15 protein-coding genes are annotated in these 14,055 nt (G+C 38.3%); 3 read left to right on the top strand and 12 right to left on the bottom strand.

The genetic code is table 11. The annotated features are described in order from the left end of the window. Positions 1-10: 10 nt before the first annotated feature. Together TEL01S_RS08575 and rpmB are read right to left on the bottom strand one after the other, a co-directional pair. Entirely contained in the window at positions 11-523 is a 513-nt protein-coding gene (locus TEL01S_RS08575; protein WP_012003689.1) for an adenine phosphoribosyltransferase, read from the bottom strand. Positions 524-634: 111 nt separating this feature from the next. Continuing rightward, entirely contained in the window at positions 635-832 is a 198-nt protein-coding gene (gene rpmB, locus TEL01S_RS08570) for a 50S ribosomal protein L28 (protein ID WP_012003688.1), read from the bottom strand. A gap of 107 nt (positions 833-939) precedes the next feature. Here rpmB and TEL01S_RS08565 point away from each other — a divergent pair, with 107 nt between their 5' ends. Both TEL01S_RS08565 and TEL01S_RS08560 read left to right on the top strand, forming a co-directional pair. Then, positions 940-1,746: an HAD-IIA family hydrolase gene (locus TEL01S_RS08565; RefSeq protein ID WP_012003687.1), complete on the top strand. Its 807-nt coding sequence runs from the start codon at positions 940-942 to the stop codon at positions 1,744-1,746. Continuing rightward, a complete protein-coding gene (locus TEL01S_RS08560) occupies positions 1,743-2,363 on the top strand; it encodes a sigma-70 family RNA polymerase sigma factor (protein ID WP_012003686.1) in 621 nt (206 codons plus the stop codon). Before TEL01S_RS08565 ends, TEL01S_RS08560 begins: the two co-directional genes overlap by 4 nt. Here the strand turns inward: TEL01S_RS08560 and TEL01S_RS08555 are convergent. From TEL01S_RS08555 to aspS, 9 genes are read right to left on the bottom strand one after another with little or no spacing between them, the layout of a single operon-like run. Then, positions 2,360-2,839 (bottom strand): tetratricopeptide repeat protein, encoded by a 480-nt coding sequence (locus tag TEL01S_RS08555; protein WP_012003685.1) that lies wholly within the window; start codon positions 2,837-2,839, stop codon positions 2,360-2,362. The genes TEL01S_RS08560 and TEL01S_RS08555 overlap by 4 nt on opposite strands. Next, entirely contained in the window at positions 2,836-4,440 is a 1,605-nt protein-coding gene (locus tag TEL01S_RS08550) for an NHL repeat-containing protein (RefSeq protein ID WP_012003684.1), read from the bottom strand. The genes TEL01S_RS08555 and TEL01S_RS08550 overlap by 4 nt, the downstream gene beginning before the upstream one ends. Before the next feature lie 2 nt (positions 4,441-4,442). After that, entirely contained in the window at positions 4,443-5,042 is a 600-nt protein-coding gene (gene plsY, locus TEL01S_RS08545) for a glycerol-3-phosphate 1-O-acyltransferase PlsY (RefSeq protein WP_012003683.1), read from the bottom strand. A gap of 2 nt (positions 5,043-5,044) precedes the next feature. Further along, complete coding sequence (gene der, locus TEL01S_RS08540) at positions 5,045-6,352, bottom strand: ribosome biogenesis GTPase Der (protein WP_012003682.1); 1,308 nt, start codon at positions 6,350-6,352, stop codon at positions 5,045-5,047. 1 nt (position 6,353) lies between these two features. Then, the gene (locus tag TEL01S_RS08535; RefSeq protein ID WP_012003681.1) at positions 6,354-7,973 is read right to left on the bottom strand and encodes a 30S ribosomal protein S1; all 1,620 of its coding nucleotides are present in this window, start codon (positions 7,971-7,973) and stop codon (positions 6,354-6,356) included. Continuing rightward, positions 7,970-8,806, bottom strand: a complete 837-nt coding sequence (gene ispH, locus TEL01S_RS08530; protein ID WP_012003680.1) for a 4-hydroxy-3-methylbut-2-enyl diphosphate reductase — start codon at positions 8,804-8,806, stop codon at positions 7,970-7,972. Before ispH ends, TEL01S_RS08535 begins: the two co-directional genes overlap by 4 nt. Continuing rightward, positions 8,787-9,458 carry a (d)CMP kinase gene (gene cmk, locus TEL01S_RS08525; protein ID WP_012003679.1) on the bottom strand — a complete coding sequence of 224 codons (672 nt, stop codon included), beginning with the start codon at positions 9,456-9,458 and terminating at the stop codon, positions 8,787-8,789. Before cmk ends, ispH begins: the two co-directional genes overlap by 20 nt. A gap of 1 nt (position 9,459) precedes the next feature. Further along, complete coding sequence (locus TEL01S_RS08520; RefSeq protein ID WP_012003678.1) at positions 9,460-9,792, bottom strand: STAS domain-containing protein; 333 nt, start codon at positions 9,790-9,792, stop codon at positions 9,460-9,462. Next, the gene (gene aspS / locus TEL01S_RS08515) at positions 9,785-11,542 is read right to left on the bottom strand and encodes an aspartate--tRNA ligase (protein ID WP_012003677.1); all 1,758 of its coding nucleotides are present in this window, start codon (positions 11,540-11,542) and stop codon (positions 9,785-9,787) included. The genes TEL01S_RS08520 and aspS overlap by 8 nt, the downstream gene beginning before the upstream one ends. 160 nt (positions 11,543-11,702) lie before the next feature. Here aspS and TEL01S_RS08510 point away from each other — a divergent pair, with 160 nt between their 5' ends. Beyond that, on the top strand, positions 11,703-13,385 hold the full coding sequence (locus TEL01S_RS08510) for a M3 family oligoendopeptidase (RefSeq protein WP_028843782.1): 1,683 nt from the start codon (positions 11,703-11,705) through the stop codon (positions 13,383-13,385). On the opposite strand, the gene TEL01S_RS08505 is transcribed toward TEL01S_RS08510, so the two are convergent. Beyond that, positions 13,374-14,054: a YjjG family noncanonical pyrimidine nucleotidase gene (locus tag TEL01S_RS08505; RefSeq protein ID WP_012003675.1), complete on the bottom strand. Its 681-nt coding sequence runs from the start codon at positions 14,052-14,054 to the stop codon at positions 13,374-13,376. The two genes, TEL01S_RS08510 and TEL01S_RS08505, sit on opposite strands and share 12 nt — an antisense overlap. Position 14,055 lies beyond the last annotated feature (1 nt).

The following is a 14,055-nucleotide window of genomic DNA, read 5'->3' as shown; positions in this document are numbered from 1 at the left end:
CTACTCCCCCTCAGTAAGAGATAACAGTTCTGATGAGGTAATCTCTGAGTCTTTCTCTTGGATTCAAGTATGTTAATTCAACTAAGAAGCATGTTCCCGCAACCTCGCCACCGAGTTTTTTCACAAGCTGTGCTATTGCATTTGCTGTACCACCTGTCGCAAGAACGTCATCAACAAGCAGGATTTTCTCTCCTTTATCTATTGCATCAGAATGAATTTGAAGCTTGGCTGTCCCATACTCGAGATCATATTCAATTGATGTTGTTTCGTAAGGCAATTTTCCAGGTTTTCTAACCGGAATAAAGCCTTTGTGAAGTTTGTAAGCAAGAGCAGAACCAAAAATAAATCCCCTTGCTTCTGGAGCAACAATTAAATCGAAATCGATATCAGACACAGTTTCTGCCATTTTATCTATAGCTGCCTGGAAAGCCTGAGGGTTTTTCAAGAGGGGAGTAACATCTCTAAAAATAATTCCTTCAAATGGAAAATCAGGAATATCTCTGATGAATTTTCTCAAATCCATCTGTCCACCATCCTTTTCGGAAGAATCGCACAGGTACATTTTATCAAACGTGAAGGCTGTTTTCAATATCTGGAAAGTTGAAAACAAAATCGCGCGGATAAACCCGCGCGTTCATGCTGTTGCTTTTTGAACTTTGCCTGCCTTGAGACATCTGGTACAGACTCTCATAGTCCTGACAGTTCCATCTTCGGTAATCACACGAATTTTCTGAAGGTTCGGTCTGAACATTCTTCGAGTGTGTCTATTGGAGTGACTGACGTTTTTGCCAGCTACAGGTCCTTTTCCACATATTTCACATCTTTTTGCCATCTCTCATACCCCTTTCTCAAACCGCTTAATAATATTACCAGATCGGTAGTGCAATTTCAAGGTTACATCTTTTCAGAAGGCAGCTATTCTGGTATCGTATTTATGAGGTGAAGGCACTGAATCTCAATGAAGTATATCTGTTTCTCTTAGACATGGATGGAACATTTTACATTGGAGATAAACTTGTAACAGGCGCGCTGGATTTTCTTCATGTGGTAAGAAAGCAAAAAAAGAGGGTTATGTTTTTAACAAATAATTCTTCAAAGAACAATTTTGATTATGTAGAAAAACTGAAAAAACTTGGGGTCGATGTAACTCCTGAAGATATCTTTACCTCCGGTGAGGCTACGGCTCTTTTCCTTGAGGAAAGATTTGGTCATGTGGATCTTTTTACAATAGGTACTGAATCACTTGTAAAAACACTGGAGAGTTACGGACATAAAAATACTGAGCAAAACCCACAATTAGTGGTGCTTGGATATGATACAGAGATCAACTATCGTAAGCTTTCTCTCGGGTGTTTGTTTTTAAGAAAGGGCCTGAAATACATAGCAACTCATCTGGATGTAAATTGCCCGTCATTGCATGGGCCAGTACCTGATGCGGGTTCTTTTATGGCATTGATAGAAAAATCCACTTTGAGGAAACCTGATTATATCGTTGGAAAGCCGAACCCTCTGATGCTAAAAATGATTGTCAGGAAAACCGGCGTATCTCCTGATAAGATAGCGATGGTTGGTGACAGGCTCTATACCGATATGGAATTTGCCTACAATTCAGGTGTTTTTTCAATACTTGTTTTATCTGGTGAGACGACCTTGCATGATCTGAAATCTGTTGCAAGAAAACCAGATCTTATAGTGGAAAATATAGGTCAACTCGCCAAAATGATTGAAAGTGGGTATCACGTTTGAATGTAAAATACAGTTTGAGAACTAAGAGAACGGAAGAACTTGTGAATCTTGCTCAAAGCGGGCTTAAAGAAGCCTTAGACCTTTTGGTAGAGAAATTCTATCCTATGGTTGTAAAAATTTCCTCAAAATATTATGCGCCCTGGGCAGAGTTTCAAGATCTGGTTCAAAACGGTCTGGTTGGTTTGATCAAGGCAGTTTATTATTACCAGTCTGATAAAGGAGGATTCACTTCTTTTGCCTGGACAAGTGTAGAATCGGAGTTGAAGTCCTTTCTCACCTTTCTTAACCGGAGGAAGAACAGAATGTTGACAGATGCTTTGAGCGTCGATTCCATAACTGATGAAGAATCTGATGAAACCGGTTATTCTTTCGAAGACGCAGGGACTTCAACAGTGCGCCAAGCTGTCTTAGAAATAGTTATGGAAAAAGTAAACGGGCATCTTACCGATCTGGAACAGGGGATAATCAGTATGTGGATAAATGGATCGAGTTATGAACAAATAGAGCAGGAATTGAATGTGAACTTTAAGAAAGTCGATAATACTGTACAGAAATTTAAGAGAATAGTCAAAACAAAGATAGACCCACTTCTTATAACTATCTTTTTTCAAAATTAGTATCTATTCCACGTTTTTCTCAATTCTTTGAGCTTTTCCAGAACGCCGTACTCTCTCAATTCTTCAGCTAATTGGTTATCATTTATATTTTCAGCATACAGGTCAATTGCTTCGATAGTTTCTTTCAAGGCAAGATGACAAACTATGAGCATTGCTTTGACCGTACTGTCGTCTCTGTTAAGCTGTAAGGCTCTGGTTAAGATAAGTTTCGCACTGTCATATCTTTCAAGATTCAATAAAGTGCAGGCCATATTTGTATATGCAGGCAGAAAATTCTTGTCCATTTCGATAGCTTTCTGATAACATTCTATAGCCCTGGCATTTTTTTCTTGTTTTCTGTAAACATTTCCAAGGTTATTCCACACTTCCGGTGTTTGCTGAATTTCTAAACATTTTTTATAAAGAAACTCAGCTTTTGATAAATCGCCGGATTGCGACGCTGTGTAGGCTTCCTGAAAAATCTTCTCAATTTTCATTCCACCATTCCTCTTGTGTAATATATAGTGTCTGAATAAACCTCCTGGCCAATTTTTACCTCGACAGCAACCGGGACAATATCCGATGGGATAGGCCTTGTGCGCTTGAAAGATATGGACCAGACAGGCTGCCATATTTCTCTTTCGGAATTTACTGGTCCAAAGCCTCCAGATAGCAATTCTAAATCCGTTACCTGCGAACGGGAAAAAAGTTTAATGTTTTTTCCTCTAAGTGTTACGAGATCTGTTCTTTTCCATTCTTTTGGAGTATTATCGAATAATACGCCATAGAGGGAACCTCTTTTTATTTTCGGAAGAAGATCGCTGAAAAATTCTGAGGTAGCTTTCAACCATTCAAGTTTCAGATAATTTGCCGAGATGTTGAAAAAAACTGGTCCTCCACCTTCACGAACCTGAATTAATTGTCGAATAAACGGCAGCGGTTCACCAGATATATTTTCAACTCTGATTGAAAGATCGATATATTCTTCGCTAAGACTCAGATTATCTACTTTGACTATTACTGGCTCCTGAGATTTCATCAATCGGACTGACACACTATGGGATTTCCAATCCATTAGCATAAGGTATGGATAATGGTACTCGAAAAGAACGGTATTACCTGTCGGAGTAAACAGGTCGTGCAAACCATCGTCTTTCACTATCGAGAGTGTGCCGTTTTTTGTAATAATTACAGGTTCACCTGATAAACTGATTTCAAAATTCCAAGCATTGTAGGAAGGATATGTTTTTATTACATTCATCGAATAATCAAGAAGAATAAGCTGATTTGCAAATGTGTCAAGTATCCATATCCCGTTTGGAGTTATCTCGATATCTCCAATTATATGAAAGCCTTCAGGGTTAAAAAATGTAATTTTTCCACCGTCGCACGTGAAGATTCTATCAACATCTGCTCCCCATAGTCTGTTGACTCTATCAAATCCTGCAAGGATGGGGTTAATAAATCCATCACCTATGACTTTCTCAGAGAGGTTTTGAAGATCGTACTCGATCAGTTTTCCATCTCCCGATATATATACGTGAGATTCAGGAAAAGCAGCGATGCTCCGAGGGGAGATACTTATTTTGTAGATTTGGTACTTACCTTCTTCGTATCTTATCAACCTTTTATTTGCTTCATCGGCTATAAGTAAGGAATTTTCATAGAAAGCCACGGCATTCGGTGTGTAGAAGTATTCTACTCCTCTGGTAAAACCAGGAACTGTTAAGATCTCATCAAATACTGTTGGCGTTGAGAATTTTATGGGGTTTGAAAGCACCTCGATTTCTTTTATTAAAGAAAGTACCTCAGCTTTTCCAGGACTTACTACAAGAACTGTTTTGAGATTTTCCTGTGCTTTTTCAACTGCCCTGGTATCTATATCGATTTTTGAAGTGAAAAACCAGAACTCAGGTATGTCAGCAACATATATCAGACCAGAAAGAGCCTGCTCCATGAGATTTCTCGCGTTTGAAACATCTCCCTGATACCAGTGCAATAAAGCCTGTGAGAACAGCTCTCGAGCTTGTTCTTCATTAACTATAGGATAGATCAACACGCAGTGCAATACAAAAAGCAGAAAAAGTAATTTTCTCAAGCTTACCCCCTCTTTTTAATTATTTTTATCAAGTCAGTTTTTCTTTCCGATTTGTTGACCAATCTTTCGATATTTTCCGAGTGTCTTAACGTTGATAAGGTTGAGAGCAACAAAAACAACACTCCGTAGTCTTTGTTAAAGAAGAAAGCAACAAACGAAGCTGCGTACATACCTACTATCGAAGCCAGTGAAACATATTTTGTTAAAAGAGTTATGCTGATCCAGGTTGCGAGGAAAGTAAAGCCACAAATCGGGCAAAGTGCAAAAAATACCCCTGTGGTACTTGCAACACCTTTTCCGCCTTTGAACCTCAGGAAAACTGGAAAATCATGGCCAAGGACAGCAAAAATGGAAGATATTCCTGTATAATGAATATCTTTAAAAATCAGAGAAAAAACAAGTACAGGCACAAAGGCTTTAACGCCATCAAGAACCATACAAATAAAGCCGATAACAGGGCCGGCAGCCCTGAGAGCATTTGTGCCACCAACATTCCCACTACCGGTTCTTCTGATGTCGATTTTTCTCAATTTCGGTAGAAGATAACTGAATGGTATTGCTCCGCAAAAATAGGAAATCAGTCCAATAAGTATATAATTCATAATCATCTCCTACTTTTGAATTCTATCACCAATGGTGTTCCAGTAAATTGATCTACCCTCTCTCTTATAAATCTTTGTAATGTTTTCTCTGTTTGATAGTCGGTGAGCTCTTTTTTATTAACCATGATAACAAATTTCGGTGGCTTTATCTTTATTTGCTTTATGGAATAAATCCTCAAATTTTTTCTGCTAAGGGCAGGCGAAAGCAATGGAAGTTGTGATGCAAGCTTACTCAAGAGTTGTTGAGGAACTTTTCGGCAGTAAGATTCGTACGCCTCATCTATAGCATTGAAAAGTTTTTCCAGGCCACTTTTTTTGACAGCACTGGTAAAAACTATTCGACAGAAATTAATGAATGGCATCTCAGTGAAAAGCGCTGCCTCATAGTCTTTTTTACGTACGTTTACAAGATCAAATTTATTAATCACACAAACCATGGCTCTACCACTGCTGAGTATCAAATCAGCAATTCTTTTATCCTGCCTGGTAACGCCTTCGGTTGCATCTATAACAAGCAAAACAACATCAGCAGATTGTATGGTATCAATCGTTCTGCTTATACTGAATTGCTCGATTGTTTTTCTTTCTATTCTGCTCTTTCTCCTCATGCCAGCTGTGTCAACAAGTATGTACTTTTTGCCATTAATTTCGATCATTTCATCCACAGGATCTCTCGTTGTGCCGGGTACAGGAGTAACAGTGGCTCTGTCCATATTCAGAAGAGCGTTGAAAAGTGATGATTTTCCAACGTTAGGTTTTCCAACAATCGCGATCTTCGGTGAAGATTCTTTAAAAAGCATTGATTTCTCGCCAGATTCTCTCAGCAGATTTGTAATTTTATCAAGTAATTCGTCTATGTTGTTGCCATGTTGAGCAGAAACAGGAATATATTCGGCAAAACCGAGTTTCATTATATCAGGAAGGTTTTTTTCAACCACGGACATATTTTCAGACTTGTTAATTACCATAAGAACTTTCTTGGCGATTTTTCTCAATTGTTGAGCAACATATTCATCTTCTGATGTAATGCCGCTTCTTCCATCCACAACGAATAAAATGAGATCTGCTTTTCGAAATGCCTCGAAGGCTTTATCACGCATTGCAAGGAGAACGGGATCTCGGGTTGATTCAAATACTCCACACGTGTCGTACAGAAGGAAAGAGGTCTCGTTGTAAACAACGAGACCTTTTATAATATCACGAGTAACACCTTCTATCTTTTCTGTTATTGCCTTTCTGCGTCCGATAAGTCTGTTAAAAAGCGTTGATTTTCCGACATTCGCCCTTCCAGCTATAACAACTGTTGCCATATTAACTCTTCATCCTGTCACCGAGCGTTCTTTTTACTGTTGATTCATCAATTTTGCTTTTATATTCTTCGTAAGCCTTTTTCTCCTCGAGTTTTTTCTGACTCACCAGAAGCTTCCTTCGCTCGGGTATAAGCCTCAAAACAAGTACTTCTACTTCGTCTCCCTCTTTTAAAGATTCATCTGCGTGACTCGCAGGCATTAATCCATCGATAGAGAAATCCTTCAATTCTATTATAAAGCCGGAATTCACTTTTGATTTCACCAGGGCTTTAGCTACGGAGTTTTCAGAAAGTTTTGTAACAACTTCATCCCATGGGTCTGGTGTTAATTGTTTCACACTGAGCCTCATTCGTCTTTTCTGTTTGTCTATTGATAATATTTTGACATTTAATCTGTCTTTTTCCTTGAACAGATCTGTTGGATCCTTTACTTTGTTCCAGGAAAGTTCTGATTTTGGTACAAAACCACTGACACCATCTTCCAGTTCCACAATAACACCTGCTGGTAAGATTCTTACTATTTTGCCGCTTACCACGTCTCCTTCGTTGTATTTCTGTACGACTTCTTCCCATGGATCTCCTTTGGCTTTTTTATAACTCAGAGCAATTCTGTGTTTTTCCGGATCTATTTCTATCACTTCGGCTTGAACAATTTGGCCTATCTTGAAATATTTGTGAAGATCTGCTTTTTTGCTCGTCCAGAAAACCTCGGAGATGTGTATCAGTCCGTCAAGCCCTGGTTCGAGGTTCAAAAAGATTCCAAACGGCATTATGCTTTTGACTGTTCCCTGAACAACTGTTCCTACAGAATATCTTTCTGAAACTTTCAGCCATGGGTCAGGTTCCAGAGCTTTCAAGCTCACTGTTATAGAGCTTCTTGCTGGGTTAATTTCTATTATTTTGACTTTTATTTGATCGTTTTTCTTGAGAATATCATCTGGTGAAACCGAAGGATCGTGCGACATTTCTGATCTTGGTAAAAAGGCTTTTATTCCATCAAAATCAATTATTGCATGATTCATCCTGATACTTTCCACTGTTCCCTCAATTTCATCTCCAACTTTGTGAGTGTTGAAAAATTCTTTCTTTAACCGTTCCAGAAGTGCTTTTCTGGAAACAACTATATGGAGCTTGTTTCTACGAACAGAATACTCAATTATCAGGAAATTCATTTCTTTTTCTTGAAAAGATTGATTTCTTTTAAGCAGAGATTGAGAACCCGGCAAGAAGGCGTCAAAAATATTGGATATTAATACCCGGTATCCTCCCGGAATAGTTTGTACTATTTTGCCCTTGACGGGTATTTTAGACTCATACGCTTTTCTCAATGTATTTCTCATTTCTCTTATGTAAGGTCTTTTCTCTGATAGCAGAGCATATCCTTCTTCATCATTGATTTTTAGGATTTGAGCTTTGATTTTTTGACCTACTGAATATTTTTCAATGGAGTGAATTAACTCATTTTGCTGAATTATCCCTTCACCTTTACCACCAAAGTCTACAGAAATGCCTTCTGCTGGATTTATCCTGGTCACCACAGCCTCTACGACACTCCCGGGATTGGTTTCAACGAAATCAAGATATTCTTGAAAATTTTCCATCTTTTCGTGTTCATCAGTCATTTCCTTTCCCTCCTACACTTAATTTTGTCGATAACTGTTTTTACATCTTCTTCAGGCGTTGAAGTGCCTGTTGTGATACCTATCATCTCTACCTTATCAAAATTAATTTTATCAACTTCTTCAGGAGTTTCTATTTGGATCGCTCTTGTAAATTTCGAAGCTATTTTTGTTAGTTTTGAAGTATTTGAACTGTTTTTTCCACCTATTATAATCATTAAATCAACCTGTTTAGCTATCTTTTGCGCTTCTTTTTCTCTTCTTGCTGTGATTTCGCACACGGTGTTTATGATTCTTATTTCGCTGAATTTTGATTGACTGATTGATTTTACAACGAAGTCGTAAAATTCATCGATGGACATAGTTGTTTGTGACATAATGCAAATTCTTCCGGATAATTCTGGTGGTTTCAAAGTTATCGTGGCATCTTTAACATAACCCTTTAAAGCAGACATTTCGGGGTGACTTTCTTTTCCAAATACAACTATTCTGTACCCTTCTTGATGTATTCTGCTTGCAGTTTGAAAAAGATTATGTACTATGGGGCAGGTTGTGTCTACAATTTTCTTGAAAACTTTTTGCAGCTCAAATAGCTGATCTCTGGATATACCATGTGCGCGTATTATCAAAGACGAATTTTTTGCATCTTCGGGTATAATATTCTCTTGAAGTACGTTTACTCCTCTTTTCCTTAGAGAATCAACAACTGTTTTGTTATGTACAATTTCACCAAGCGTGTAAATTTTCTCATTTTCATTGATCTCAGATAAAGTCATCTTCAATGCTCTGCGAACTCCAGAGCAGAAACCAATATCCTCAGCAACAATTATCCTCAACTTTTATCCTCCTGAAGGCAATCTGGCATATTTCGTCTGCCACTTCGTTTATGTCTTTGGATGTGGTATCTATTACGATGGCGTCCTCAGCAGGTTTCAAGGGAGCTATTGATCTGCTTGAATCTTGTCTGTCTCTGATCTTTATTTGATCTGCAATATCTTCCATCGTAAGGTTCATATTTTTTGCTTTCAATTCTTCGAACCTTCTCCTCACACGTTCTTTGAAAGAAGCTGTGAGGAAAATCTTTACATCTGCTTCGGGTAAAACAACTGTTCCAATATCCCTTCCTTCTACCACAAATTTTCCATTTTGGCATATATGTCTTTGTATCTGAGTTAATCGCTCTCGAACTGCAGGTATTGTTGCAAAATCTGATGCTAATTTTCCTGCTTCTGATGATCTTATTTCATCTGAAACCTTCTTTTTATTTAAATAGAGTTCTCCGTCGATATATTCAATATCTATCTCTGCCAGATGTTTTTTTAGATCGTCTTTTGCCGAAAGGCCCTTCGAATGCAAATAAAGTGCCACGGCTCTGTACATGGCTCCTGTATCAAGGTAATTCATATTCATTTTCTGTGCAACAAGTTTTGCAACTGAAGATTTCCCAGAACCAGCAGGTCCGTCGATAGCTATTAAAAAGCGGTTCAATTCATGCCTCCTCCGGTGTGTCAACAATCTGAAAAACCTTGTCGAGCCTCGTCATTTCAAAAATGCGCTTCACATTCTGCCTCATCGAAGTAAGAATTACTTCTTTTCCATAATTTCTCGCATCTTTCAAGATGGCGACCATAGTTCCAAGTCCTGCGCTGTCGATATAAGGTACATCAGACATATCAATTACTAATTTTCTGTGGTTTGATGTTTCTATCTGTTCCTTTATCATTTTTTTTATATCTGCAGAATGATATGCGTCAAAATCACCATCAATCTTACAGATTAACTTCATCTGCTGCTGTTCAAATTTCACTTTGATATCATTCACAGTGATCGCCCCCCAGAATTATTTTTAGTTCATCAAGTTGTTTCTGATTTACAACATCTGGTGCACCTGTCAGTGGACAAATACCACTCGATGTTTTTGGAAAAGCTATAACCTCCCTTATTGTAGGTACACCGCAAATTATAGCAGTTAATCGATCCAGTCCAAGCGCTATACCTCCATGTGGTGGTGCACCATATTGAAACGCTTCTAAAAGAAAACCGAATTTCAATTTTACTTCCTCTTCGGTAAGCCGCATCAATTTGAAAATCTCTCTCTGGAGTTCAGCATCGTGAATTCTTATACTGCCTGAGCCCACTTCGAACCCATTTATTACGATGTCGTAAGATTGAGCTCGGATCTTTGAAAGATCGCTGTTTTTGTACTTTTTTAGATCATCAAGGTTTGGCATAGTGAATGGATGATGTTGAGCAACGAATCTATTTTCTTCTTCACTATATTCAAACATTGGAAAGTCCGTAACCCAAAAAATATCAAATCCTTTCCGCAGATCAGAGAAATACCTCTCACCCAGAATTTTTCTTACTTCACCAAGCACTGTGTTAACTATGTCAATTTTACCTGCCGAAAGTACACAAACATCATTATAGTTTATTGAAAGCTCTTTTGCAACTGAATTGTAGTTTTTCTGCAAATATTTTGCCCCAGCACCTTTAATCGATTCAGGCGAATCAAATGAAAACCACAGTATGCCACCACCACCGAGTGATTTTGCTATTTCGTTTAGTTCATCGGCAAGTTTTCTGCTCATCTTATTTGCGAAATCCCGAACAACGAATCCCTTTACAACACCGCCACTGGAAAGCTCAGCATTTATCGCGTGATATTCACATGTTTTAAAGTGTTTGGAAAGATCAAAAAATTCCATGCCAATTCTTCGATCCGGCTTGTCTGAACCGTATTTGTTCATACACTCGTTATAAGTAAGTCTGTCAAGTTTGCCTGGCAAATCTACCTGGAGCACTTCTTTGAAAAGATGTTTAATCATGCCTTCTGTTATCTCCAGGACATCATCCATAGTATTAAAAGACATCTCTATATCTATTTGAGTAAATTCTGGTTGCCTATCTGCCCTCAGGTCTTCGTCTCTGAAACACCGAACCACTTGAAAGTATCTGTCTATGCCACCGATCATAAGCAGTTGCTTAAAAAGTTGAGGTGATTGAGGGAGTGCGTAGAAAGTACCTGGTTTCAGTCGAGAAGGTACTAAAAAATCTCGCGCGCCTTCCGGGGTACTCTTCGTCAAGAACGGAGTTTCCACTTCGATGAAACCATTCTTGCTTAAATAATTTCTGATGCATTGGGTAACTTTGTGTCTTGTAATTATTCTGTCTGAAACTTCTTTCCTCCGAAGGTCAATGTAGCGGTATTTCAGTCTAATTTCTTCGGCTGGTAATTTTGTTTCTCCCGGGTAAAAAGGCAGATCTTTTTCGGGTGATGAAAAAACATTTACTTTTTCTGCAAAAACTTCTATCTCTCCTGTCAAAAGGTCCTTGTTTATAGTTTCTTCAGGCCTTTTTTGGACTACACCCTCGATTTGCACGACAGATTCCCTACGCAGGTTTATCTGACAATTTTGGGAAAGAATAATCTGGGTTTGACCGTATCTGTCTCTCAGCATTAAAAACTTCACTCCACCAAGATCTCTAATTCTGTCGATCCACCCTGCAAGAATGACTTTCTTACCCACATCTTTGATAGTTAATTCACCGCATGTATGGGTTCTCAGCATCTTTCATCCTCCTGTTTTTGCGAAAACATTATAGTTAGAATAATGATATCATTCAAAATGTTTTTTGATACTTACTGTTATGATTATAGACGAACTGATGATGACATAAGGTAAAGATAATGATAAACTGATATTGACAATGTGAACAGGGGGTGTGGTTGTGAGATTCTCGGAGTTTGTTTACAAAAGGCCTGATTTGGAACAGTTCAAAGTTGATTTCGAAAAAACTGTTGCAGATTTGAGAAAAGCAAAGACTTTTCAGGAAGCTGATCTTATTGTTAAGCAGTTGAACAAAATGAGAGAAGATTTTTCAACAGCTTCTTCAATCTGCATGATACGTTACTGCATGAACACAAATGATGAATTCTACAAAGCCGAAAAAGACTTTTTTGACACGGCAACACCTGTTGTTGAGGGGTTGACAACTCTGTTTTATAGAACCCTACTTGATTCTAATTTTAGAGATGATCTCGAAAAAATCTACGGAAAACAATTATTCAATATCGCGTCTCTAACTGTAAAAACTTTCAAACCCGAAATTCTCGATGACCTTGTCGAAGAAAACAAACTTTCAACTCAGTATGCACAGCTTGTTTCATCCGCCCAAATCAGCTTCAAAGGAAAGAAGATGACAATACCACAATTGAGGGCGTTAATGATTTCAAAAGAACGTAATGAAAGAAAAGAGGCCGCAGAAGCATTATATTCATTTTTTTCAGCAAACGAAGAGAAGTCTGATCAAATATACGACAGGCTTGTTAGATTGAGAACTGAGATAGCCAGAAAACTTGGTTATGTAAGCTTTACACAACTTGGTTACGATAGACTTACTCGCTCAGATTATAACGAAAAGATGGTTGAAAAGCTTAGAGAGGCCATCAAAAGATATATCGTTCCTGTAGTAGCTAAGTTGCGAGAAAAGCAAGCAGAACATCTTGAATTGAAAAAATTAAAATATTATGATCTTTCCGTTATATTAAAACAGGGAAATCCAAAACCTCAAGGAGATGAAGACGAAATTGTCCGCAAAGCAAGAGAGATGTACGCAGAAATGTCTCAACAGACTGATGAATTCTTCTCTTTTATGTTGCAAAATGAATTGATGGATTTGAAGGCCAGAGATGGAAAATACCCAGGGGGATTTTGCCATTTTGTGCCAAACTATAGATCCCCTTTTATCTTTGCAAACTTTAATGGCACCGAGCATGATGTCGAGGTTTTAACTCACGAGGCCGGGCACGCTTTCCAGGTTTTCAGAAGCAGAAATTTTGATATTCCTGAGTATCACTGGCCAACACTTGAGGCATGCGAGATTCATTCGATGGGTATGGAGTTTTTTGCATGGCCGTGGATGCATTTATTCTACAAAGAACAGGCAGAAAAGGCAAAACTTGTTCATCTGTGGGGTGCTTTGAATTTTATACCTTACGGGACATGTGTTGATGAATTCCAGCACCTTGTCTATGAAAATCCAGATATGACTCCCAGGGAAAGAAGGAAAATTTGGAGAGATATTGAAAAAACTTACATGCCCGAGATTGATTACGACGGCAATCAGTTCTTAGAAAATGGTGGAAGATGGCACCAGCAGATGCATATATTCGAGAACCCATTTTATTATATTGACTATGTACTTGCCCAAATATGTGCATTTCAGTTCTGGATCAGATCGCGTTCAGATTTTAGAAGTGCTTTTGCAGATTACGTAAAATTGTGTGATGTCGGTGGTAGTTTGCCTTTCACAGAACTTTTGAAGGTGTCGAAACTTTCATCGCCGTTTGAAGATGAGAGCATTCGCACAGTTGCCGAGGAAGTTTATTGCTGGATAAATTCACATGCTTAGTTTTAAATAGAGTTCGTCGAAGTTTTCTACCCTATTGTGTTCAAAATCTGGATAAACGCCGGCATAATCAAGCAAGATAAATTCTGTGCCGGCGTTTTTAGCAGCTTTGAAATCTACCTCTGGATCATCGCCAATATAAACACATTCACTCAAAGAGATTCCACTGAGTCGAGAAGCTTCTACAAATAAAGCAGGATCTGGTTTGGGTTTACCAACTTGCTCTGAGCTTAAAATGAACTCGATAAACCTGTCAAGTTTTAGAATTTTTGCCCTCTTTTCCTGAACAGCCCGAACACCATTTGTCAGCACAGCCATTTTTTGGCCAGATAATTTCATCTTCGTCAAAAATTCTTCAGCACCTGGCATGAAATAAGCCAGGTTGGAGAGATTTTTTAAATATTTTTCTGCAGCTTCACTGTATTCTACTCTTTTTGCTTCGATTTTCTCCAGAAAATCTTTAAATCTTGCTCTGACGATGTAATCTTTACTGTAAAGGCCTTTCGAAAATGCCTGCCACCATTTTTTGTTTATTTCTATATACAGTTCTATTTGCGACTCGTTTATTAAAATCCCGTACTCCAGCAGTGTTAGTTTTAGAGCTTCCTTTTCAGAACGGGAAAAATCGAGCAAAGTATTATCCAGATCAAAATAAACCATCTGGTATTTCATT

The sequence above is a fragment of the Pseudothermotoga elfii DSM 9442 = NBRC 107921 genome, from assembly GCF_000504085.1.
Taxonomy (GTDB): Bacteria; Thermotogota; Thermotogae; order Thermotogales; family DSM-5069; genus Pseudothermotoga_B; species Pseudothermotoga_B elfii.
The sequence above is the reverse complement of the archived record's forward strand: the minus strand, read 5'-3'. Positions and strand labels throughout refer to the sequence as shown.

Bases quoted from the DNA above. Each gene is read 5' to 3' on its own strand.
- TEL01S_RS08575 (WP_012003689.1), bottom strand. From the start codon at position 523: ATGGATTTGAGAAAATTCATCAGAGATATTCCTGATTTTCCATTTGAA.
- rpmB (WP_012003688.1), bottom strand. From the start codon at position 832: ATGGCAAAAAGATGTGAAATATGTGGAAAAGGACCTGTAGCTGGCAAA.
- TEL01S_RS08555 (WP_012003685.1), bottom strand. From the start codon at position 2,839: ATGAAAATTGAGAAGATTTTTCAGGAAGCCTACACAGCGTCGCAATCC.
- plsY (WP_012003683.1), bottom strand. From the start codon at position 5,042: ATGAATTATATACTTATTGGACTGATTTCCTATTTTTGCGGAGCAATA.
- der (WP_012003682.1), bottom strand. From the start codon at position 6,352: ATGGCAACAGTTGTTATAGCTGGAAGGGCGAATGTCGGAAAATCAACG.
- TEL01S_RS08535 (WP_012003681.1), bottom strand. From the start codon at position 7,973: ATGACTGATGAACACGAAAAGATGGAAAATTTTCAAGAATATCTTGAT.
- aspS (WP_012003677.1), bottom strand. From the start codon at position 11,542: ATGCTGAGAACCCATACATGCGGTGAATTAACTATCAAAGATGTGGGT.
- TEL01S_RS08505 (WP_012003675.1), bottom strand. From the start codon at position 14,054: ATGAAATACCAGATGGTTTATTTTGATCTGGATAATACTTTGCTCGAT.